At 38.3% G+C, this 21,606-nt stretch carries 23 protein-coding genes; 1 reads left to right on the top strand and 22 read right to left on the bottom strand.

What is annotated here, in order from left to right; genetic code table 11:
• Positions 1–4: 4 nt before the first annotated feature.
• The 21 genes from AC4QJR_RS17170 to AC4QJR_RS17270 form a co-directional block, all read right to left on the bottom strand.
• On the bottom strand, positions 5–727 hold the full coding sequence (locus AC4QJR_RS17170) for an amino acid ABC transporter ATP-binding protein (protein WP_496526703.1): 723 nt from the start codon (positions 725–727) through the stop codon (positions 5–7).
• Between the two features lie 50 nt (positions 728–777).
• Positions 778–1,434, bottom strand: coding sequence for an amino acid ABC transporter permease (locus AC4QJR_RS17175; protein WP_496523645.1), 657 nt, complete (start codon positions 1,432–1,434; stop codon positions 778–780).
• A 12-nt stretch (positions 1,435–1,446) separates the two neighbouring features.
• Positions 1,447–2,238: a transporter substrate-binding domain-containing protein gene (locus AC4QJR_RS17180; RefSeq protein WP_496523646.1), complete on the bottom strand. Its 792-nt coding sequence runs from the start codon at positions 2,236–2,238 to the stop codon at positions 1,447–1,449.
• Positions 2,239–2,247: 9 nt separating this feature from the next.
• On the bottom strand, positions 2,248–3,399 hold the full coding sequence (locus AC4QJR_RS17185) for an amidohydrolase (RefSeq protein WP_496523647.1): 1,152 nt from the start codon (positions 3,397–3,399) through the stop codon (positions 2,248–2,250).
• A gap of 26 nt (positions 3,400–3,425) precedes the next feature.
• Positions 3,426–4,277 carry a MurR/RpiR family transcriptional regulator gene (locus AC4QJR_RS17190; RefSeq protein WP_496523648.1) on the bottom strand — a complete coding sequence of 284 codons (852 nt, stop codon included), beginning with the start codon at positions 4,275–4,277 and terminating at the stop codon, positions 3,426–3,428.
• 339 nt (positions 4,278–4,616) lie between these two features.
• Positions 4,617–5,021, bottom strand: coding sequence for a hypothetical protein (locus AC4QJR_RS17195; RefSeq protein ID WP_496523649.1), 405 nt, complete (start codon positions 5,019–5,021; stop codon positions 4,617–4,619).
• 217 nt (positions 5,022–5,238) lie between these two features.
• Positions 5,239–5,799, bottom strand: a complete 561-nt coding sequence (gene ssuE / locus AC4QJR_RS17200; protein ID WP_496523650.1) for an NADPH-dependent FMN reductase — start codon at positions 5,797–5,799, stop codon at positions 5,239–5,241.
• 35 nt (positions 5,800–5,834) lie between these two features.
• Entirely contained in the window at positions 5,835–6,182 is a 348-nt protein-coding gene (locus tag AC4QJR_RS17205) for a hypothetical protein (RefSeq protein ID WP_496523651.1), read from the bottom strand.
• Between the two features lie 59 nt (positions 6,183–6,241).
• Positions 6,242–6,400, bottom strand: coding sequence for a YezD family protein (locus tag AC4QJR_RS17210; protein WP_496523652.1), 159 nt, complete (start codon positions 6,398–6,400; stop codon positions 6,242–6,244).
• A gap of 79 nt (positions 6,401–6,479) precedes the next feature.
• On the bottom strand, positions 6,480–7,256 hold the full coding sequence (locus tag AC4QJR_RS17215) for an ATP-binding cassette domain-containing protein (RefSeq protein WP_496523653.1): 777 nt from the start codon (positions 7,254–7,256) through the stop codon (positions 6,480–6,482).
• A gap of 15 nt (positions 7,257–7,271) precedes the next feature.
• Positions 7,272–8,030 (bottom strand): aliphatic sulfonate ABC transporter permease SsuC, encoded by a 759-nt coding sequence (gene ssuC, locus AC4QJR_RS17220; protein WP_496523654.1) that lies wholly within the window; start codon positions 8,028–8,030, stop codon positions 7,272–7,274.
• Positions 8,031–8,043: 13 nt separating this feature from the next.
• The gene (gene ssuD / locus AC4QJR_RS17225) at positions 8,044–9,183 is read right to left on the bottom strand and encodes an FMNH2-dependent alkanesulfonate monooxygenase (protein WP_496523655.1); all 1,140 of its coding nucleotides are present in this window, start codon (positions 9,181–9,183) and stop codon (positions 8,044–8,046) included.
• Positions 9,184–9,200: 17 nt separating this feature from the next.
• Positions 9,201–10,184: a sulfonate ABC transporter substrate-binding protein gene (locus AC4QJR_RS17230; RefSeq protein ID WP_496523656.1), complete on the bottom strand. Its 984-nt coding sequence runs from the start codon at positions 10,182–10,184 to the stop codon at positions 9,201–9,203.
• Positions 10,185–10,680: 496 nt separating this feature from the next.
• Positions 10,681–11,691 (bottom strand): aliphatic sulfonate ABC transporter substrate-binding protein, encoded by a 1,011-nt coding sequence (locus tag AC4QJR_RS17235; RefSeq protein ID WP_496523657.1) that lies wholly within the window; start codon positions 11,689–11,691, stop codon positions 10,681–10,683.
• Between the two features lie 32 nt (positions 11,692–11,723).
• The gene (locus AC4QJR_RS17240) at positions 11,724–13,055 is read right to left on the bottom strand and encodes an LLM class flavin-dependent oxidoreductase (protein WP_496526704.1); all 1,332 of its coding nucleotides are present in this window, start codon (positions 13,053–13,055) and stop codon (positions 11,724–11,726) included.
• Between the two features lie 77 nt (positions 13,056–13,132).
• Positions 13,133–13,924 (bottom strand): ABC transporter permease, encoded by a 792-nt coding sequence (locus tag AC4QJR_RS17245; RefSeq protein WP_496526705.1) that lies wholly within the window; start codon positions 13,922–13,924, stop codon positions 13,133–13,135.
• 63 nt (positions 13,925–13,987) lie between these two features.
• A complete protein-coding gene (locus tag AC4QJR_RS17250; protein ID WP_496523658.1) occupies positions 13,988–14,752 on the bottom strand; it encodes an ABC transporter ATP-binding protein in 765 nt (254 codons plus the stop codon).
• 270 nt (positions 14,753–15,022) lie between these two features.
• Positions 15,023–16,387 carry an LLM class flavin-dependent oxidoreductase gene (locus AC4QJR_RS17255; RefSeq protein WP_496523659.1) on the bottom strand — a complete coding sequence of 455 codons (1,365 nt, stop codon included), beginning with the start codon at positions 16,385–16,387 and terminating at the stop codon, positions 15,023–15,025.
• Positions 16,388–16,406: 19 nt separating this feature from the next.
• Positions 16,407–17,237, bottom strand: a complete 831-nt coding sequence (locus AC4QJR_RS17260; protein WP_496523660.1) for an ABC transporter permease — start codon at positions 17,235–17,237, stop codon at positions 16,407–16,409.
• A 34-nt stretch (positions 17,238–17,271) separates the two neighbouring features.
• Complete coding sequence (locus tag AC4QJR_RS17265) at positions 17,272–18,099, bottom strand: ABC transporter ATP-binding protein (RefSeq protein ID WP_496523661.1); 828 nt, start codon at positions 18,097–18,099, stop codon at positions 17,272–17,274.
• 12 nt (positions 18,100–18,111) lie between these two features.
• Positions 18,112–19,155 (bottom strand): ABC transporter substrate-binding protein, encoded by a 1,044-nt coding sequence (locus AC4QJR_RS17270; protein WP_496523662.1) that lies wholly within the window; start codon positions 19,153–19,155, stop codon positions 18,112–18,114.
• Between the two features lie 614 nt (positions 19,156–19,769).
• On the opposite strand from AC4QJR_RS17270, the gene AC4QJR_RS17275 reads away from it, so the two are divergent.
• Entirely contained in the window at positions 19,770–20,663 is an 894-nt protein-coding gene (locus AC4QJR_RS17275) for a TauD/TfdA dioxygenase family protein (protein ID WP_496523663.1), read from the top strand.
• 257 nt (positions 20,664–20,920) lie between these two features.
• Here the strand turns inward: AC4QJR_RS17275 and phaP are convergent, their stop codons facing one another.
• Positions 20,921–21,433, bottom strand: a complete 513-nt coding sequence (phaP, locus tag AC4QJR_RS17280; protein ID WP_496523664.1) for a polyhydroxyalkanoic acid inclusion protein PhaP — start codon at positions 21,431–21,433, stop codon at positions 20,921–20,923.
• Positions 21,434–21,606: the final 173 nt, after the last annotated feature.

Raw genomic sequence — 21,606 nt, forward strand, 5'->3', positions numbered from 1 at the left:
TTGATTAGATGACACTTTTAAGAAAACTTTTTAAACGATCACTATTTGGATTGCTGAATAGTTGAAGTGGCGGTCCTTGTTCCTCGATGACACCGTCACACATATAAATCACTCGATCAGCTACTTCTCTAGCAAATTTCATCTCGTGAGTCACGATCAGCATCGTCATTCCTTCTTCAGCTAACCCCTTCATAACATTAAGTACCTCACTAACTAGTTCTGGGTCTAACGCAGAAGTCGGTTCATCAAAGAGCATAATTTTCGTATTCATCGCCATCGCCCGTGCAATCGCGACCCGCTGCTGCTGACCTCCGGAAAGCTTCCTTGGGTATACATCCTTTTTATCTTTAAGACCGACTCTTTCGAGGAGGACTAAAGCCTGTTCGACGGCTTCTGCTTTAGACTTCTTTAACGCCTGAATAGGTGCCTCTATAATATTTTGTAAGACGGTAAGGTGCGGGAATAGGTTAAATTGTTGAAATACCATGCCCACTTCTCGTCTAATTTGTTGAATACTTCGCGGCGAATAGTTTAATTCCATTCCATCAATCGTAATTCGACCAGAAGATAGGGTCTCAAGCCCGTTCAGACAGCGGAGGAGCGTACTTTTACCCGAACCGCTTGACCCAATCAGAGCAACAACCTCGCCAGGATACACCTGTAAATTAATCCCTTTTAAGACTTCCAGCTGATGGAAACTTTTATGGACTTTTTCAATTTCAATAATAGGATGAAGATGATCTTTCACATGATTTGACACATTAGGTCCTCCTTTCACTATCGTTCGCTGATCGACAACTTAAATTCTACTTTTCTTAAGAAAAACGAGAATATCGTGGTCATCACTAAGTAAAGAACGGCTGCTGTAATATAGAATTCAATAAATGCATAATTCGTTGACGCAAATCTTTGTGAAGTCATCATCAATTCTGATACGGTAACAAGCGACGCAAGCGATGAATCTTTTAATAGTGTGATAGATTCATTTCCAATCGCAGGGATGCTTACTCTTAGCGCCTGCGGGAGAATAATTCTTCTCATAATTGTGGGATAACCCAGTCCAAGTGACTGAGCTGCTTCCATCTGCCCTTTTGGGATGGACAAGATCCCTCCTCTAAGAATTTCAGCAATATAGGCACCGGCATTTATTCCTAACGCCAGCACTGACGCGGTAAAGGGATCTAGTTCAATCCCGAGTTGCGGAAGGCCGAAGTAAACAAGAAATAGTTGCACCAACAACGGGGTCCCCCTCAGGACCCAAATATAAAAGTCGGCGAACAATGACAAAATCTTAAACTTTGAAATTTTCAGGATTACAATGATAATTCCCATCACTAACCCAAGTATTAAGGAAAGAATCGAGATTTCAAGGGTTATGATCGATGCCTTGAGTAAAAATGGAATGTATTCAGTTACAAGAGAAAAATCTAACATATCTTTCGCTCCTTATCGGATGTCTTTTCCAAACCATTTTTTACTGATTTCTTCATATTTACCGTCTTTTTGCATTTCGGCGATCACCTTATTGATTTCTTTACGGAAATCATTATCTTCTTTACGGATCGTCATGCCCGCTAATTCAGTATTTAATAGTCCATCAATTGCTACTAAACTATAATTTTGATCGAGGATAATTTTGGCACCGACGCCTTGGTCTGTTGAAACACCATCAAGACGGCCATTTACTAAATCTTCAAAAGCAAGAAAATCATTCTTATACAGTTTCACATCGGCCCCAAGCTTGGTTACCTCTTCTGCTGCTGTAGTTGAGATCGTTACCCCAATCTTTTTCCCTTTCATGCCTTTTGGGTCTTTTATCGAAGAATCTTTTGGAACAAACAACTGATTACCAGTGGTAAAATAAGGGTCGCTAAACGATACTTTCTTCTTTCTTTCCTCGGTAATCGCCATATCTGAAATGATAATATCAAACTTTTTCCCCGTTAATGCAGGGATCATACTATCCCATGGGTTTGAAACTAAAATCGCTTCCACACCAAGTCTTCTTGCCACTTCTTGAGCAATATCCACGTCAAATCCTTCTAACGCATTGCTTTTATTAATGTAGTTATATGGAGGGTACGCTCCTTCAAGAGCAATCTTCATTTCTCCCTGATCCTTAATCGACTTAAGTGTATCTCCTTTTACTGAACCGCTAGCATCCTTGCTCCCACCGCACGCAGCCATGATCAGGACTAGACACGCTATACCCAAACCAACCATAAACTTTTTCATCATAATCCCCCATTACCATTTATTTTTATGATTATTTAAAGCAGCCTTATATACTAGACTTGATAATATTTTCGTTCCATAGAGGAGTGCTTCCTGATTAAATTCCATCTCCGGGTGATGAAGACCAGGACGCAAGTCACAGCCAAGTCCAATCATGGTCGCCTTTATTTCCGGATTTTGAAGGGTATAGAAATGAAAATCTTCACCCCCTTGTGAAATACAATTGTCCACCACATTTTCTTCTCCCATGACAGTGGCCGCAGCCTCCTTTGCCATCTTAATCGCATCATTGTTTAATCTTGCGGCTGGAACAAATTCTTCAACGGTGGCGTTTATTCTTGTCCCAGTAAGAGCACCTACTTTCTCTAGCAAATCGAATGCTCTGGACTGCAGCTCTTCCATCGCTTCATTAGTTGCTGCCCGTAAATCTAAGATAAAATTTGCCGTTTCAGGAATGACATTGGAGGAATTTCCTCCAGCGTGTAAGCCCGTCATTTTTATCGAAAAAGAATCAGGGCTTCTTAGTCGAATGTTTTGCAAGGCCTGGATTACGAAAGATGCCGCTTCGATCGAATTGTTACCATCCTGGGGCCGCGATGCATGGGCTTGTTTTCCCTTAATAACACCGTATATGGTGGCACAGGAACTATGAACAATGGCAGGAGCGGCTTTCCCCAGGGGAACTTCCATCCAGGGTCGAAGATGGACACCAAATAGGTAATGGACACCTTCCAATGCTCCATCTCGGATCATTTGTAGGGCACCTTCGCCTTTTTCTTCTGCTGGTTGGAAAATGAAACGAACCGGCTTTGAACGATCTGGTTTACAAGCTGCAAAAGCCAAGGCAGTATGTAGTACCATCGTGCTGTGGGCATCATGCCCACAGGAATGATTGGGTTGGACCTTTCCTTTCACTTCTTGTAATAAGGCATCCAAATCCGCGCGTAAAGCAACGATTTCGTCACCTTCACCTGGTATATCGGCAATAATCCCATAATGACCAGGGAAGGTCTTAAAGGATATCCCCCCTTTTGCTAACTCTTCCTGAATATAATGGGACGTCTTTTGTTCCTGCCAGCTGGGTTCAGCCAATTGGTGCAGGTCAGCATAAGTCTTTAAAATGGTTTGCTCCTGTTCATCTATATAATGAATAAGCTGGCTCATGAAATTTCTCCTCTCCTCAAAGGTGCTCATTCAATAAAAACATGGTAATTCGTGTAAAGCTTTTCTAATTTCTCCTGTCTTGCTTGAATCTGATGAGAATCTTTCACCTTCATTCCGGCAATGATAAAATCCAACAATAGGATGGCTGGTGTGATGGAATGGGCGGCCGACTCTGAATCTTCCTCCGTGGTTAATGTAAGGTCAGCGATTCGACCAATGGGAGACAATAAGCGATCGGTCACGCAAATTAATGGAATCCCCTGATTTTTGGCACACTCTGCAATATGCAGAGTCTCCTTTGAATAACGCGGAAACGAGATAATAAATAAAACAGAACGCTCACTTAAATCTCCCAACCCTTCGTAGATTTCTCCAGTTGATGGGCAGAGTGTGACTTGATCCCGAAGAGAATGGAGCTGAAATGAAAACCAGTGTGCCGGCGCATATGAAGCACCCATTCCTAAAATGAAGATTCGATCGGCATTGATTAATTCATTAACGACCTTCCATAATTCTGTTTCATTCAGTTGGTGATTGGTTTGCCGTTGGGAAAGAATTTCCTTTTCCAGGATCTCTGTAAAGAGAGACGTGTGCTCTTCCTCTTTCCTTTCCACTTGCGGATCTGAACTAAATGGATGCAAACTTTTGTTTACGATCTGCTGTTGAATGTAATTCTGCATTTCACTGAAACCATTAAATCCCAATGCGTAGGAAAGACGAATGACGGTGGTTTCACTAACTTCTACCTTTCGTCCAATCATCATCGCTGTGCTAAAAGCGGATTCATCCAGTTTCTCTATCAAATGTTTGGCAACTTTCTTTTGCCCAGGTGATAAGGTATTATACTTTTCTTTAATAATCGTTTCAAAACTTTTCATAAGCCCTCCATACTGTGCAGTCAATACTTCATTTTTAATAAATGTTGCAGGAACTTCTTTATTGTTTTTTATTATACTTCATTTCTTGAATATTTAGAAAGATTTTTTTATTAAAAACTACATTTTTTGAGCATGTTCGGAAAAATGAATTTGTAATAAAAAAACACCCACAAACGTTGATTAAACGCATTTGTGAGTGTCTTATATATTATGGAGAATCCGGGTCATCCCCCGGCACGTTAAAGCATTAGCATACTGGGGACATACCCCAAAGTCTAAGTAGGATCGAGGTGTTCATTTATTGAAAAAAGTTATTATGGAGGATTCATTTTGGAGAGTTTACCTATTTTTTAACTTGTGAATTTCCCTGGAGTGTTCAGAAATCATCTGGTCATAATATTCAAGGTCTAGTTTTGTGGCCATGGAATTTTTGATAACTTTCACATCATCTATAACAATGTCTACTTTCGCTTCCATTGCATTCATTCTTTCGTTTGTTTCGGAAAGCTTTACATTCGTGCCTGCTACTGAATTAATTAATTGTTCTAATAAATCCCCTTGTCTTTTTTGTTCCGTCGTTAATCTTTGATCCATGTCAGTTATTTTTTGGCCTATGCCAGTGATTCTTTGATCCATGTCCGTGATCTTTTGATCCATGCCAGTGATTCTTTGGTCAATCGTGTTTACTTTTCGGTCCAAAGAATCAAGTTTGTCCAATATCAACTTGAGTATTTTTTCCATCATTCTCACCCCCCGCTTTTATAGCTTTTATTATAGCAGGTTAATGTAGATATTTGTCGAGGACAAACAACAATTCCAATCAAATTCGGAAAGCTATAAAAAATGATGGTACAACAAAAAAGCAGCTATTGAGCTGCTTTTTTGTTGTACCATTTTGATGACTTTTTAATAATTCTTGATCTACATCATCTACTTAAGTACTTTTTTTCATTTACCCTTGCTAAACTATAGATCTGGTCACATTCTTTTCTGGAGATAAAGAATTTTTTAAGAAATTCAAAGAAGTTTCTAATCGATTTTTAGCTTCTTCATCAATTTCATATTGATTATTTTCTATTTTTTTTATTTGATTATCCAAAATAAAGGCACCTTTTAAAATATGAGTTGCTCCCAGAGCAGCTAGTACCGGCTTCAATGCATAATCAACCATTAATAGATGTCCAAAGGTTCCTCCTATTGCAATAGGTAAAACGGTCTTACCTTCAAGACCATTTTGCGGTAAGAGATCCAGATAGGTTTTTAAAACTCCAGTAAATGAAGCTTTATAAACAGGTGTCAGAATGACAATTATTGATGAATCCTCAACCTTTTTATTGGCTCTAACAATTTCTTCACTATTAAATTTCGCTTGAATTAAATCCTGGGCAGGTAGATTTCGTACATGGATGATTTCTGGAAAGATATCCACCCCTTCTAAATGCCTCACAACTTCAGCCAACACCCCATTTAATCTTGTTTGTTCAGAAGGACTACCAGAAATAATTGTAATTTTACTCATCATTTAAACTCCCTTTCTTAAGTGGAATCTCTGTATATTCACAAGCTTTTATATGTTTCATATAAAAATAAACTAGGCTTTTCACTTTCTTTATCTATTATCGTTAAAAACTCTGAAATCTGTTTGGTCAGTCCCCCGTTTCCAAACCGAATAAATTTTTGTTGGTCAGACTGTTGTTTTTTATCCAAAACAAATCTTAAAAATGATAAAAGATAGAGTCGACGTGGCAGAATTTCCTTGAAGCCATAAGCATAAAACCATTGATCGATGGTGTTATATACGCCCCTGTTTATTCTGTATTGTTGATTACACCAATTGAAAAATTGTAAATCAGGTAAGTTTAGGTATTCATTTTGTTTTAAAGACCTCTTCACTCCTTCTGACATGTTTTTTCTCCTCCTGAAAATCCTTCGATGTTTTGTGTTTGATTCCTTGAAAATCACTTTTATTTATTTACGGATTTTTGCGTTGCAAATCTATTTTTTTCTGTACAATCAATTTGTGTAATGTAACCCGCATGGATGGTTATGACCAAAGAACCGTACTCTAAGTTTTTAAGCATGACTAAAATATTATCAATTTTTTCTTTATCAACTACTGCCATTTTGTTATCACCTCTCAGTTTTACCAATAAAGACGAGAATTCCTATTTGAATACTGTGTTTTAAGTCGAATGAAACCCATTACTCAATTTTCGTAAGTCTTAAATCACTAGTAGACATTTTGTCTTTTTTCAAAATTCGGTTCAATATATGGCTCACAGTTGGTGCAAATAATGGATGTTCTCTCTGCCTTGGAAAAGGTAGTTTAATAGGCTGGTTCATCACAATTTCCCCATCTTCAATTAAGATGACTCTATTCGCGAGAGCTACCGCTTCTTCTACATCATGCGTCACCAACACGGCCGTAAACTTTTTATCCATCCATAAATCTTCAATGAGCTGATGCATTTCGATCCGTGTCAATGCATCGAGAGCCCCAAGTGGTTCATCTAATAAAAGTATATTTGGTTCATGAACTAATGCTCTTGCAAGTGCGACTCTCTGGCGTTGTCCCCCTGATAATACGGATGGCCAATCATTTCCGCGGTCAGCTAATCCGACTTGTTCCAATACCTTTTCAGCCCGCTGCCGCCAGTCTGTTTTTAATCCCAAACCGACGTTTTGGACCACTCTTTTCCAAGGAAGGAGTCTGCCATCCTGAAACATGATTTTTGCTAATTGATTTCTACCCTCTAAACGTTCACCATCAGTATAGATTTCTCCATCACTAGCCGTCTCTAATCCAGCAAGTAAGCGTAATAACGTACTTTTCCCACATCCGCTTTTTCCTACAATCGCAATAAATTCTCCTTTTTGAACCTTAAGATTAATGTTTCGAAGTACTTTATGATTGCCAAATGATTTTTGTAGGTTAGTAATTTCTATTATAGTTGTTTCACGTTCTTTTTTTTCAGTCATTGATGACCCTCCTCCCTATTTTCGATAAGACGGATTCCATTGTAAGAATCTCTTCTCAGCTATTTTCGCTAAAAGGTCAGATAGTTTTCCGAGAAGTGCATAAAGAATAATACTTAATACGACGATATCCAGTCTCATAAATTCTCTAGCGTTCATGGCCATATACCCTATACCTGAATTTGATGCAATCGTTTCAGCGACAATAAGGGTGACCCAGGTAATTCCTATTGCGTAACGAACCCCAACTAAAATAGAAGGAAGAGCGCCGGGCAAAATAATGTTCCAGAATAACGAAAATCCCTTAAGACCGTAAACATTGCCCATTTCAATAAGAGATCTGTCTATAGAACGTATTCCGTGAAAGGTGTTTAAGTATATCGGAAAAAAAGTACCTAATGCTACTAGGAAAAGCTTTGCCTCTTCTTCAATTCCGAACCATAAAATCACAATGGGAATTAACGCAAGATGCGGAATATTCCGAATCATCTGTAAAGAACTATCCAACAAACTTTCTGAAATTCTCGACAGGCCGTTCAACAGACCTAACGCAAATCCGATTCCCCCGCCGATTAAAAAACCGATGATAGCTCGTTTACTACTTGCGCCGATGTATTCAAAAAGCTGACCAGATCGGGTTAGTTCAACCGCTGACTTGAATACATCGACAGGGTTTGGCAGCACGCGTGAAGATAATAGTCCCAATTGGCTTGTAAGCTGCCAGGCAGCAAGTAATAAAATGGGGACAACCCACGGAACAATCTGTTTTTTATTCATGTTCATTCACCCTTCACTTTAAGACTTTCGGCAATTCGTTGTTTGCAACAATTTCTCCAAATGGACTGATGATATTCGTTGAACCCGATTGAGGATCAGCCTTTGCTAATTGAAGATGCGGGAATAATAACTCAGATACACGGTACGCTTCTTCTAAGTGTGGATATCCTGATAGGATAAAGGTTTCGATTCCAAGGTCAGCATATTCCTTCATTCTTTGTGCTACCGTTTCAGGATCTCCTACTAAAGCTGTCCCTGCTCCCCCTCTAACAAGGCCTACTCCTGCCCATAAATTCGGACTGATTTCTAATTGGTCCTTACTTCCATTGTGTAATTCCGACATTCTCTGCTGTCCAACCGAATCAAACCGCGAAAAGATCTTTTGAGAGGAGGCAATTAAATCATCATCTACATATTTAATCAAATCATTCGCTGCCGCCCATGCTTCCTGCTCTGTTTCTCTCACAATGACATGCAATCGAATCCCAAAACGAACGGTCCGGCCCTGCTGAGCCGCTAATTTTTTTACCTCGTTTATTTTTTCTGCCACTTTTGCAGGCGGTTCACCCCATGTTAAATAGTAATCCACATGCTTCGCAGCTATTTCTTGCCCAATTTCAGAAGATCCTCCGAAATAAAGAGGCGGATAAGGTTGTTGTACAGGTGGATATAATAATTTTCCATTATCGATAGTTAAGTAGTCTCCAGTAAAGTTGGCCTCTCCTTTTTCCAACAAGTCCCTCCATATTGTTAAAAATTCATCCGTTAATTCATAGCGTTCCGTATGATTTAAATGAAGACCATCTCCTGCAAGTTCCACAGGATCTCCGCCGGTTACCACATTGATTAATAGCCGGCCATTTGATAAGCGATCAAATGTGGCTGCCATTCTGGCGGCTTGTGATGGTGAACTTAAACCAGGCCGTACAGCAACTAGAAATTTCATACGTGAGGTAACGGAAATTAAACTCGAAGCTACCACCCATGAATCTTCGCAAGATCTACCTGTTGGAAGCAAAGCCCCAGTAAACCCTAACTCATCAACTGCTTGAGCCACCTGTTTTAAGTAAGGCAAGGTAACAGCTCTGCCTCCTGTTGTAACTCCTAAATATCTTGAATCACCATGTGTTGGAATAAACCAGAATACGTTCATTTTTTAAGTCCCCTTTTTTAATGATTAGTTTTTAAAAGTGCTTCTTGTACTTCAATAGCTTCTGGAATTAATTTAAGCTTGTAAAATGCATCAGCGATTTGTTGCTGATCTTCTGCCGTTTGGTCACTTACTTTTTCTAATCCAAAAGATCTTCGATTGAGTGTTAATTCTAATGTATCCACACTCATTCCAATTTGAGGTGCAAGGAATTTGGCTGCTTCTTTTGGATTCTCTTCAACCCATTTATCTGTCGTTTCCAGTTCTTTATAAATGACGTCTAATACTTTAGAATTGTCCTTTGCGAATTTATTTGTAGCTAAGAAGAATTCGCGGTTGTTTACTAATCCTTCTCCATCTGCTAGGACCCTTGCTTTCGTAGCATTCTGGGCATCTGCTAAGAAGGGATCCCAAATCACCCAGGCATCTACATCTCCTTTTTCAAAAGCTGCTCGCGCATCTGCAGGAGGTAGAAAAATTGTTTTAATATCACTGTAGGGAATACCTGCTTTTTCCAATGCTTTAACTAATAAAAAATGGACATTTGAACCTTTATTTAACGCGATTTTTTTTCCTTTTAAGTCTTTCAGCGTTTTAATTGGAGAATTTTCAGGTACTAATATCGCTTCTCCTTTTGGATTTGCGGTTGCATTGGCATAATACACGAGTGGAGCTCCTGCGGCTTGAGCAAAAATTGGAGGCGCTTCTCCTGTATGACCAAAGTCTAAACTGCCTACATTTAATGCCTCAAGTAACTGAGGTCCTCCAGGAAACTCGGTCCATTTTACCGTATATCCAAGTGATTTTAGATCTTTATCCAAGGTTCCTTTTGCCTTTAAGATGTTTAAGGTACCGAACTTTTGATAACCAATATTAATGATCTTTGATTCCTTACTACTTGCTGCAGTTTTTTCTCCTGTAGCGGAAGAACTGCATCCACTTACTAGAAAAGACAAAACCAAGATGAATGCGACCCACCAATGATTCTTATATTTTTTTACCACAATTGACTCCTCCCATTTCTTCAAATACTCATTTACAGATTCTGAAACTCTACAATTCTCAAATAAGGATATTTTTGTTACTTTTACACACAATGAATCACTTCCTTTCAGTTGACTGATAAGTATATACGCTTAATCAGAATTAACTACATTAAACCTATTTATTTAGTCGGAATAAGGTAAATAAAAAAGGCCCCAGATCTCATCAAAACGAGAAAAGGAGCCTTCGGTAGTCCGATCAGCATAAGATTTAAGTTTTTTTACATCGAATTTATTCAACAAAAAACAATTAACCAACTTAACCAACTTGTTTACTTGGTTTTAAAACTATGATTAAACTTTATATTTTCATGCACTATTTGTCAATTGATTTTTTAAAATATTTCAAAATTTTTTTTGTGTGATTTAAAATAAGAGGCCCTCAATTCAAGATAATCTTACCTTGAATTGAGAGCCTCTATTTTACCAGTCTGTAAATAAATTATTGACCAGAAATTTATTTTATAATTTTATCTATAAATGTATTATCAATTATCTTTGAGGTATCTACTTTCTTATCAATAACCTTTTCCTTGTATAAAAAGTCTGCTTGTTCTTGATGTGCTTTAGCAAACTCCTCGGTTATTGGGGAAAGAATTGGAGTTGATTTTTCAATTACTTTATGAATGATCTTTTCGTCAACGCCTTGAGAAGCAGCAACTTCTTTTGAAACGGTATCAATATTTGCTACATACGATTGATTTGCCTCATTATATGCCTTTAGGAAAAGTTCTGTATAATCAGGATGTTCTTTGGTGAATTTTGTTCTTGCAACAATAAATCCCGGAGATAAGACATTTAAATCTTCTGAAGAAAGAATTGGTACTGCTCCGATTTGATAAATCGCTGTAGTTAAATAGGATTCCCATATTGACCAAGCATCCACCGAACCATTTTCAAGTGCAGGTCTTGCTTCGTCAGGCTGTAAAGGAACGATTTCTACATCTTTATCCGTAAGCCCATTTCTGTCCAGTGCCGTATATAAAAAATTATATGCTCCACTTCCTGGTGCGACGGCTATTTTCTTACCCTTTAAATCCTTCAAACTCTTATATTTTGCCCCTTTTTGTACTAATATCCCATAATTTTTCCTTCCATCACCTGTTACCCCAATGGCACGAAAATCAATTCCTCCTGCCTGCCCTGAAATAAGAGGGGGGGCACCAGTTGTACCGAAGTCAAGTCTTCCTGATGCAATTGCCTCAAACTCTGGAGGGCCACTCGTAAATTCGTTCCACTTTATCTCAACATTGTCTTTTTCGAATGCTTTCTCAAAAATTTTCTTTTCTCTTGCATATTGCAATACACCTATTTTCCCTTGGATCCCAATGTTTATAATGGTTTTATCCTTAGATACTTTAGCGCTGCTAGATGTCCGATCAACATTGCAGGCACTTAATGAAAAGACTGTTAGTAGTAATAAAACTCCAAAAAAACTTTTAAACCAATTTTTATTCTTTCTACTCATTGTTATTCCCCCTCGTTAACTTTTCAAAAGATTTATATAGACAGGTATTGATTGTCCGGTACTTTTAATCCATAATGCTCTCTTAACGTATTTCCAGTATATTCGGTTTTAAACAGCTCTCTTTTTTGTAGTTCAGGAATTACTAGCCGAATAAATCTATCTAAGTCATGATTCATCACTTGTGGCATAATGTTAAAACCGTCAGCCGCTCCATTTAAAAACCAATATTCTAGTACGTCTGCAATTTTTTGCGGAGTACCGGCAATCGTGAAGTGACCTCTGCCACCTCCTAAGCGGATCAACACCTGTCTGAGTGTAAGATTCTCTCTTTGCGCCAATTCAACGATAAGTTGTGTACGGCTCTTATGACCTTGAATTTCTTCAAGATTCGGAATTTCTGGAAACGGCTCATCAAGTGGTGCAGAAGTTAAATCTATTCCTACGCGATTGGATAACTTAAGTAAGCTATGATCAAAATTTATTAATTCTTGTAACTTATTCTCTCTCTCAAATGCTTCTTCTTTTGTTTCTCCAATAATAGGGCAAATTCCAGGTAAAATTTTTACTTGCTCCGGATTTCTTCCATGCTTAACGACTCTTTGCTTTACATCTTGATAGAAGGCAGCAGCGTCCTCAAATGTTTGATGCGCAGTAAAAATCACTTCTGCAAAATTGGAAGCAAATTCTTTGCCGTCCTCTGAGGTTCCGGCTTGTACAAGTACCGGTCGTTTTTGTGGTGAACTTGGTAGATTTAAAGGCCCACGGACTTGAAAGAATTCTCCTTTATGATTGATTTCATGTACTTTTTGGCTGTCAGCATAAATTCCAGCCTCTTTTTTTTCAACAATTGCATCATCTTCCCAGCTATCCCAGAGCTTAGTAGTCACACTCAAGAATTCTTTTGCCCTTTTATATCGACTTGCATGATCCGGAATCTTATTTAAGTTAAAATTCTGAGCTTCTTCATCCGTTCCTGAAGTAATAATATTCCAACCAGCTCTTCCATTACTTAAAAAATCTAGTGACGAAAATCTTCTAGCAACATTGTATGGTTCATTAAAACTAGTTGATACAGTTCCAATTAATCCTATCTTCTCCGTTACTGCGGCCAACCCTGATAATAGTGTTGTAGGTTCATAGGAAACCGCTGGGCCATTTTTTACTGACTTTGTTGAAGTTGACGTGCGATCTGCTAAAAAAATAGCATCTATTTTTGCATTTTCAGCCTTTTTTGCTATTTTTGCATAATACGAAAAATCAAGTGCTTTTTCCGTTGGGGCATCTGGATAGCGCCAAGATGCTTCGTGATGACCCAAAATACTTAAAAATAAATTCAGATTCATTTTGCGACCTTTGTTACTCATCATTAAGTTCCTCCAATTGTTATATAATTTTTTATCACCACTTAAGGACACCTTGTATTGAGAGCTAATTGTTACAACTATCCTTGAAAATTATCACGCCATTTCAATAATCGTTTTTCTAAATGGCGAATCAAAGAGTCGGTAATCTTTCCGAATAATGCAAAAATAATGATCCCAACAAAAATAACATCAGTTCTTGAAAATGTCCTCGCATCCACGATCATATATCCGACCCCTTCACTGGAGCCCATTAGTTCAGCTCCTACAAGGGCTACCCATGCTGCACCTAAAGAAAGACGAATTCCCAGCAATATATTGGGCATTGCTGATGGAATAACTAATTTTGTAATTTGTTGCCATTTACTAAATTCAAGAACTTTGGCTACATCTAAAAGTTTAGAATCTACACCCCTTATCCCTAAAAATGTATTTACGTAGATAGGAAAGAAAGCTGCTTTCGCAATTAAGAGTGTTTTAGAAAATTCTCCAAATCCAAACCATAAAATAAACAACGGCAGTACAGCCAGGGTTGGTATAGTTCTAATCATTTGCAAAGTTGGATCCAATGTTTGTTCCACTTTACCAAAAAAGCCTACAAGAATTCCGGCACCCAGTGCCAAAAATCCTCCCACTAAAAACCCACTTAGAGAACGGCGAAGACTGACGATAAAATGCCGGAATAATTCTCCATTTGTTGATAGTTCAATAAATCTTTGAAAAACCGTATCTGGTCGCGGAAATAAAGTCTCAGATACTATTCCAAGGAGCCCCGAAATCTCCCAAACTAATAGAATAATTATTGGTAGTATAATTTTCCGAAGAAATCGCATGAATTTTTCTTGCTTTTTCCCTTGTCCAAAGCTAACCAATTTTTGTGATTGAAAATGTACAGGCAGCAATTCCTCTTTTATTCTACTCAAGTCAATCTCCTCCTAAATTCCAGCACTATTTACTAACTCCAGCTCATCTACCTTTTCAAATTTATTTAAGAGTAAGTATCTTATTTCTTGAAAAGAAGATGATGATTTCTTTCTGGGAAATGGCAGGTCCACAGAGAAAATATCTTTGATCGTTCCAGGCTTGGAACCCATAATAATCACTTTATTGGCAAGGTATATTGCTTCATCGATATCATGAGTAACAAATAACATAGTAGTACGGTTTGCGTTCCAAATTTCAAGGAGGACTTCTTGCATATGGGAACGAGTAAAGGCGTCTAACGCTCCGAAGGGCTCATCCAATAACAATACCTTTGGATTTCTCAGCAATGCTCTTGCAATTGCTACTCTTTGTGCCATTCCGCCTGAAAGTTCTTTTGGATAAGATGCTTCGAATCCCTCCAGCCGAATCAGTTTAATTAACCGCTCCACTCCTTTTTTGATTTCTTCCTTATGTAATGGAAGGTCTGAAGCTATATTTTTTTCTACTGTCATCCAAGGAAACAGCCGCGGCTCTTGAAAAATAAATCCTTTATCAATCGATGGTGCTTTTACCTCACTACCGTCTAGAAAAATTTCTCCAACGTAATCGGAGTCTAGTCCAGCTATTGCTTTAAGTAAGGTACTTTTGCCACACCCACTTGGACCAATAATAGTAACCAATTCCCCCTCTTTACATTGAAAATTTATATTATGTAATACTTGGACTTTCCCTTTTTCTGTAACAAATGTCTTTTGCAAATTACGAATTTCTAACATTAGTCAATCATCACTCCTTCAGAATTCCTTTTTAAAACGAAAGGCTCCTATCCTTGATAAACAAGTCTAGGAGCCTCCTGTGATCTGGTCGGCAAAAATCATACTCTTATACATTACCCATTTGTAATATAAAACAAATCATCCTTCTCGTATATTAGTTTCCCCATGACTCTGGTAGACCAGGAAGCTTTTACTGGATTTTCCATTTAATGATTAATATTATAAAACTTATTAATCCTATAAATTAAGTGGGATTTTATTTTAAAAAAATTAACGAGATTTAATTGTTTCTTTTACCGACTCAATAAGTGTATTAACTGGCCGTTTTAATCCGAGATTCTCCCTTAATGTGTTACCTGTATATTCTTTTCGGAACAATCCGCGTTCTTGTAGTACTGGAATAACCAGATTAACGAAATTATCCAGACCACCAGGCAAATATGGAGGCATCACATTGAATCCATCTGCTGCGCCATTTTCAAACCATTCTTGCATTTGATCCGCAATTTGTTCAGGTGTACCTTTGATTTCCCGATGTCCGCGGGCACCAGCTATCCGTTGATACAACTGGCGAATCGTCAATCCCTCACGATCGGCAAGATCCTTTAATAATTGGAACCGACTTTTCCCACCATTTATCTGATTCAATTCAGGCAAATCAGGGAGTGGTCCATCAACCGGATTTCCTGATAAATCTACACTTATCATGCCAGACAAAAGAGATATCCCCGCTTCCTCCGGTATAAGATCCTCAAGTTGCCTCTTAATTTCTTCCGCTTCTTCCTCGGTTCTGCCAATAACAGGGAAAATCCCAGGCATAATTTTTAGATCCTCTGGTGAGCGGCCGTATTTCGCCATTCTTCCTTTTACATCCGCATAAAAGCTTTGAGCTTCTTCTAGGGTTTGCCATGCTGTGAAAATAACCTCTGCAGTCCGCGCCGCAAGCTCCTTCCCTGCTTCAGAAGAACCAGCCTGGATCACAACCGGATGCCCTTGCACTGGACGAGAAATATTTAATGGACCCGCAACAGAAAACCATTCTCCTTTATGATTAATAGAGTGTATTTTGGAAGAATCCGCAAATTGGGCTGCCTCTTTATCAATAATTAAGGCATCATCCTCCCAACTATCCCATAGTTTCGTTACCACATCGACAAACTCTTCGGCCCTCTCATAACGTTTTTCATGAAGGAGCTGCTGTTCTAAATTAAAATTTTGGGCTTCTACGTCAGTGCTTGATGTGACAACATTCCATCCTGCACGGCCGCCGCTCAAATGATCAAGAGAGGCGAACCTGCGGGCAACATTAAATGGCTCATTAAAAGTAGTTGATACAGTTCCGACAAATCCGATATTATTTGTTACAGCAGAAAGAGCGGATAAAAGGGTAAAGGGTTCAAATAACGTATTCACGGTTTGGCTGAGTACCTTTTGATTTTTCCCTCTCACTGCATAGCTATCTGCAAGAAAAACCATATCAAACTTTCCACGCTCTGCTGTTTGGGCTAGTCTTTTAATAAAATCAAAACTCATTGTTTGATTAGATTCCGCTTTTGGATGGCGCCAAGCTGCGACATGATGTCCAGGAATCATAAAAAATGCGCCTAGTTTCATTTCCCGATTTTTTTGAGTCATGTTTCATTCCTTCTTTCTTTTATTGTTGATTTGAATTGGTTTTCCAGCTTGAAAATTTTCTTTCTAATGAGATTAATAGATAATTTATGGCCACACCAAGCAATGAAATCGTAATTATACCGGCATACATTTGCGGGATTTGGAAGTTCTGTTGCGAATAATTAATGAGATATCCCAAACCTTCCTTCGCACCAACCATTTCGGCAGCTATCAATACAAGAATGGATGATGATCCAGCCATTCGTATTCCGGTAAAAATAGTCGGAATGGAAGCAGGCAAAATGACTTTGTAAAACAATCTATAGGACGGAAGTGCCATAGATTTGGCGGCCTTAATGAGTAATGGATCGACATTTCGAACAGCATTGATCGTATTTAAAAGAATCGGAAACGTACAAGCAAAAAAGACGATTGAAACTTTAGATGTCTCACCAATCCCAAGCAACAAAATAAAGACAGGTAATAAAGCTAAGGCAGCTGTATTGCGAAACACCTCCAGCACCGGATTTAACAATTCACTTGCCAATGGATACCACCCAATGATCAGCCCCAAAGGAATGGACACAAGGATCGCCAACCCAAATCCGAAAAGCGATCGGAGAATACTGGCCTGAAAATGGGCATATAGATCACCCGAAATCACTAACCCCCACCAGCTCTCAGCTACTGTTGAAAAAGGCGGAAAGAATGTGGGATCCACTAACCCTATTCGGGGAGCAATCTCCCATAGACTTAGTAAAAGTAAAATGACAATAGATTGTTTGACAAGACTTTGCACCCAATGAAAAGAAAAACGAATCCGATGGGATGCTTGCATTGGCGCTGTGAACGATTTACCAAAATCAGACATTTCCTCACCTCTTCTGTAAATTAATTGAACTTTGTTAAGCTGATTGATCCTTATTCTCAACTGATTGTGCTTTGTTTACTTCTTCTCGAAGCAACTCCCAAATTTGGTGACGCGCATTTGCAAAGGCTGTTGTCGAACGTAAATCTTCTTCGTGACTGGTTAAATGAAGCGGGTTATCAATAATTTGTTTAACCGTTCCCGGGCGGGAAGTCATTACTGCAACACGCTGTCCTAGATACACCGCCTCATCAATCCCATGGGTAATGAAAACAATCGTCTTTTTGGTATGTTCCCAGATTCGAAGTAATTCTGTTTGCAAGGTTTCACGCGTCTGTGCATCGAGGGCAGCGAACGGTTCATCCATTAACAGCACTTCAGGGTCAAACGCTAAACTTCTGGCAATGGCCACACGCTGCTTCATTCCACCTGAGAGTTCGTGAGGATAACGATCCTCGAAACCCGATAATCCAACCAGTGACAAAAAGTACTGTGAAATTTCAGCCCGCTCCTTTTTGGGAACACCTTTTGACTCTAAGCCAAATTCAATGTTTCCTTTGGCTGTCTTCCAGGGCAATAGCGCATACTGTTGAAAAACAATCCCCCGATCTAAACCGGGTCCCTCAATCGGTTTTCCATCCAATAATATCTGTCCGGAGGTTGGTTTCGTCAACCCGCCTAAAAGATCCAGCAATGTTGATTTTCCGCATCCAGATGGGCCTACTAATGAAAGAAACTCTCCACTGTTCACCGAAAAATGAACATTTTTAATGGCTGTAAATTCTTTAAGCGCTCCCCTTCCCTGATTTAAATCCCTTACTTTAAAGACCTTACTGACATGTTTAAACTCAATTTTTGCCGTCATCCTCTCACCTCATTACTTTTTTTCAATTTCACCCTTATAAGGATTAAATTCATTAGTATATAAATCACTTAGTTTCACTTGGCCATCTTTGAACTCACCATTTTTCTTCAGCCAATCGACCCAAATTTTAAATTCCTTTTCCTGAATAACTCCACCTTTCTCTGCAATACCAGTACTTTTCCAATATTGCAATGTGTTTGTATCTTCCTTGCGCCCCCGTTTCTTAATAATGGATTCATAACGCGCTATCACTTCTTCTCGTGAATGGGTTTGTGCCCACTCAATCGCTTTTGCTGTAGCCTCAACAAACTTTTTCACCGTATGTGGATTTTGTTTGATGAATTTTTCAGTAAACACATAGCTGCCGGCTGTAAAGGGACCCAGTAATTCATAATCACTAAAAAGCTTTCTAAGCCCCCCATTTTTTACAGCCAGATCGCCTAACATCCCAGTTAAAACAGCCACATCAATTTGTTTTTGACGAAGTGCTTGCTCTGTACTTACAGGTGGTAGAACAACTAAAGTTACTTTCTTAATTTCCTCATCTGTTAATCCATTTTGTTTTAAATATTCTTTTAAAACGAATTCAGCATGAGCTCCCATTGTGTTCATTCCAACCTTTTTACCAATTAGATCTCGAGCATCTTTTATCGAGCTTTCATTTAAAACATAATAGCCGGTGTATGTATCCTTATCACTGCCGTAATAACCAATGACCGACTTTAAAGGTGCACCGCTCGCTATTAATTTGGCAACGGCCCCGTTAAAGGCCCCGCCAAAATCGGTTTGACCGGTGGCTGCGTTTTGAATAGACGCAGGCCCGCTTGTTTGATTTCCAATCCATTCAAGTTTAATCGGACCAAGATAGCCTAAATCCTCTGCTAACTCGGGATAATTAACTGAACCAACTGACCCCTCATATTTTATTTTCAGAGTTTCATACCCGCCTTCTCCTTTATCCCCTGTGGCTCCAGTCTTTTTCTCCTGGCACCCAGCAGATATGACGATTGATAATACAACTAAAAAAAAAAGCGCTTTTCTTCCCCAAAACTTCATAACAGTTCCTTCTTTCTCCTTAGATTTATACCAATTCATCCAATCGGATATCAATCACTGGCAACGAGAAACACGCTTAGTCACTGCACATTCTTATTTGTAAGCATATTTCTCAATAAAAAAACCGGAGACATCTCTTTTTAAAGAAAAGTCTCCGGTCGACCGGTGGATAATATCGTTTTCCCATTGGATTACTTGGTTTTTACTATCCTAACAGTTCTATTTTTATTCGTCAACAGAAAATTTACAACTATCTAAATCCTTTTTCTTTTGTTTTTATATTTTACTATCTCTAATACAAATTCGGTAAATAAGGGAAACAATGATCTGGAATTCTTAGGGGCTTACGTGCCTTTTGAATTAAACAGCCAATCTATGATTATTTTTATGTAAGCGAAAGAATATTTTTTCTTTCCTCAAAATTCAAATTAAATGTTGACAGAAGTATTCTAGCAATTTAAAATCTCATTAAACCGATAGGAATTACCTAATTAAAATTCAAATGAATGCTGACCAGTCACCTGGAAGCCAGAGCCATATGCTCTGGCTTTCTTTTGTCTTATCGGTACATTACAAAGCGTCGCTTTTGCGGCTTAAAACAAGGAGGAAATAAAATGAGTAATGTTAAAGAAGTGCAAAATGGAGCAGCAATCGTAGTAACACCAGTGGCTGGACGTATTGGAGCAGAAATATCAGGCGTAAAACTTTCCGGTGACCTCGACCCCAATACAGTTAAATCTATCCGTGAAGCACTATTAAAGTATAAGGTTGTTTTCTTCCGTGATCAGAATCATCTTGACGATCAAGGACAAGAAGCTTTTGCACAACTACTTGGTAACCCAGTTGTTCATCCAACGGTTCCAGCAAAAGATGGAACAAACTATATATTAGAACTTCATTCTGATCATGGGGGCCGTGCCAATTCATGGCATACGGATGTAACGTTTGAAGCAGCGTACCCTAAATTCTCCATTCTACGCGGAGTAGTGATACCAGAGGCAGGAGGAGATACTGTTTGGGCAAACACAGCTACTGCCTATGAAAACCTACCAACAGAATTACAAAATCTAGCAGATCAATTATGGGCAGTCCATACCAATGCTTATGATTATGCAGCCAAGCACACGAATGTTTCCACTGAAGCGAAAAAACGACATGAGCAAATCTTTACGTCTACCATCTATGAAACCGAACATCCCGTAGTCCATGTACATCCTGAAACAGGAGAGCGCCATCTTCTACTCGGTCATTTTGTGAAAAACTTTATCGGGCTTTCTTCCACTGATTCGGCTCATTTATTCTCCATCCTACAAGGACATGTAACACAACTCGAAAATACAGTCCGTTGGAAATGGAAAGCGGGCGATGTCATCATTTGGGATAACCGCGCAACCCAACATTATGCAGTGAATGACTATGGTAATGCACAAAGAGTTGTCCGTAGAATTACCATTGATGGAGACGTACCTATTAGTTTAGATGGTCGCGGTAGTGTTACTAAAACATAAGTAAAAAAGATTCAATAGGTAATCTTCTTTCCATTAAGATAAGGTAAAGTTAGGCGATATTTATCCCAAAAATTGGCAGTATTAAATCATAATGACAAAGTTAATGGTGTCCTAAAGTAAAAAGCCTAATTTCTCCTTAATATACTGAGAAATTAGGCTTAGTTAGATAGTTAATACGATGTGGAAAGAAGTTTATTTCTTTTTTGCATCGTATTTTTTTGTAGGCAATCTGGAAATAAAAGTGGAGAAGTGATCTTCTACTTAAATAAATTAAATGCCATTTTTGTGTTGGATTCAAATAAATCCATAAATCCTTTTTGTGCAATTTTAAATTGATTTAAAGCTTCTTCACTAGTCTTTTTTTGCAGTTCGATACTATTTTTAATCGATTGTTGGAACTGCTCTTGTGCCTGATTTAATAAATTTAAACTTTCTTTATATGGAGATGAGGTCAACTGTTGAACACGGGTGTTTAATTCATCCAGTTCATCATTCCACTTTTCAAAAGTTTGGCTTGTTTCTTCACCGTAAACTGTTTCAATATTTTCCTTTATGTAATCGCGAACTTCAGCAATTAGGTTTTTCTGTTGTTCCTGGATGGAATTCATGTCACCAGTAATTTTCTCCAATGATTCTTTTTGTGTTGCGAATGCTTGAAGCAAAAGATTTTCTATTTCTTTTTGAGAATCAGTCACCTTATCCAAGCTGTTAGTCCAAATGTTGTAAAGAGATTCACCAAAATTTGTTACGAACTCATTGTTAAATTCCATTATATAAAACCTCCAATTAATTTATAACCATATATGTAAATTACACTTATAAGAGAGATTTGTCAAATGAATATTCTTTATATTGTTTAAATTGTTTTCTTTTTTCTTCATATATTAAATACAGAAGAAAAATTTACCATTATACCTAAATTGGTATTATAATATAAATGATT

It is taken from the genome of Neobacillus sp. BP17 (assembly GCF_059579525.1).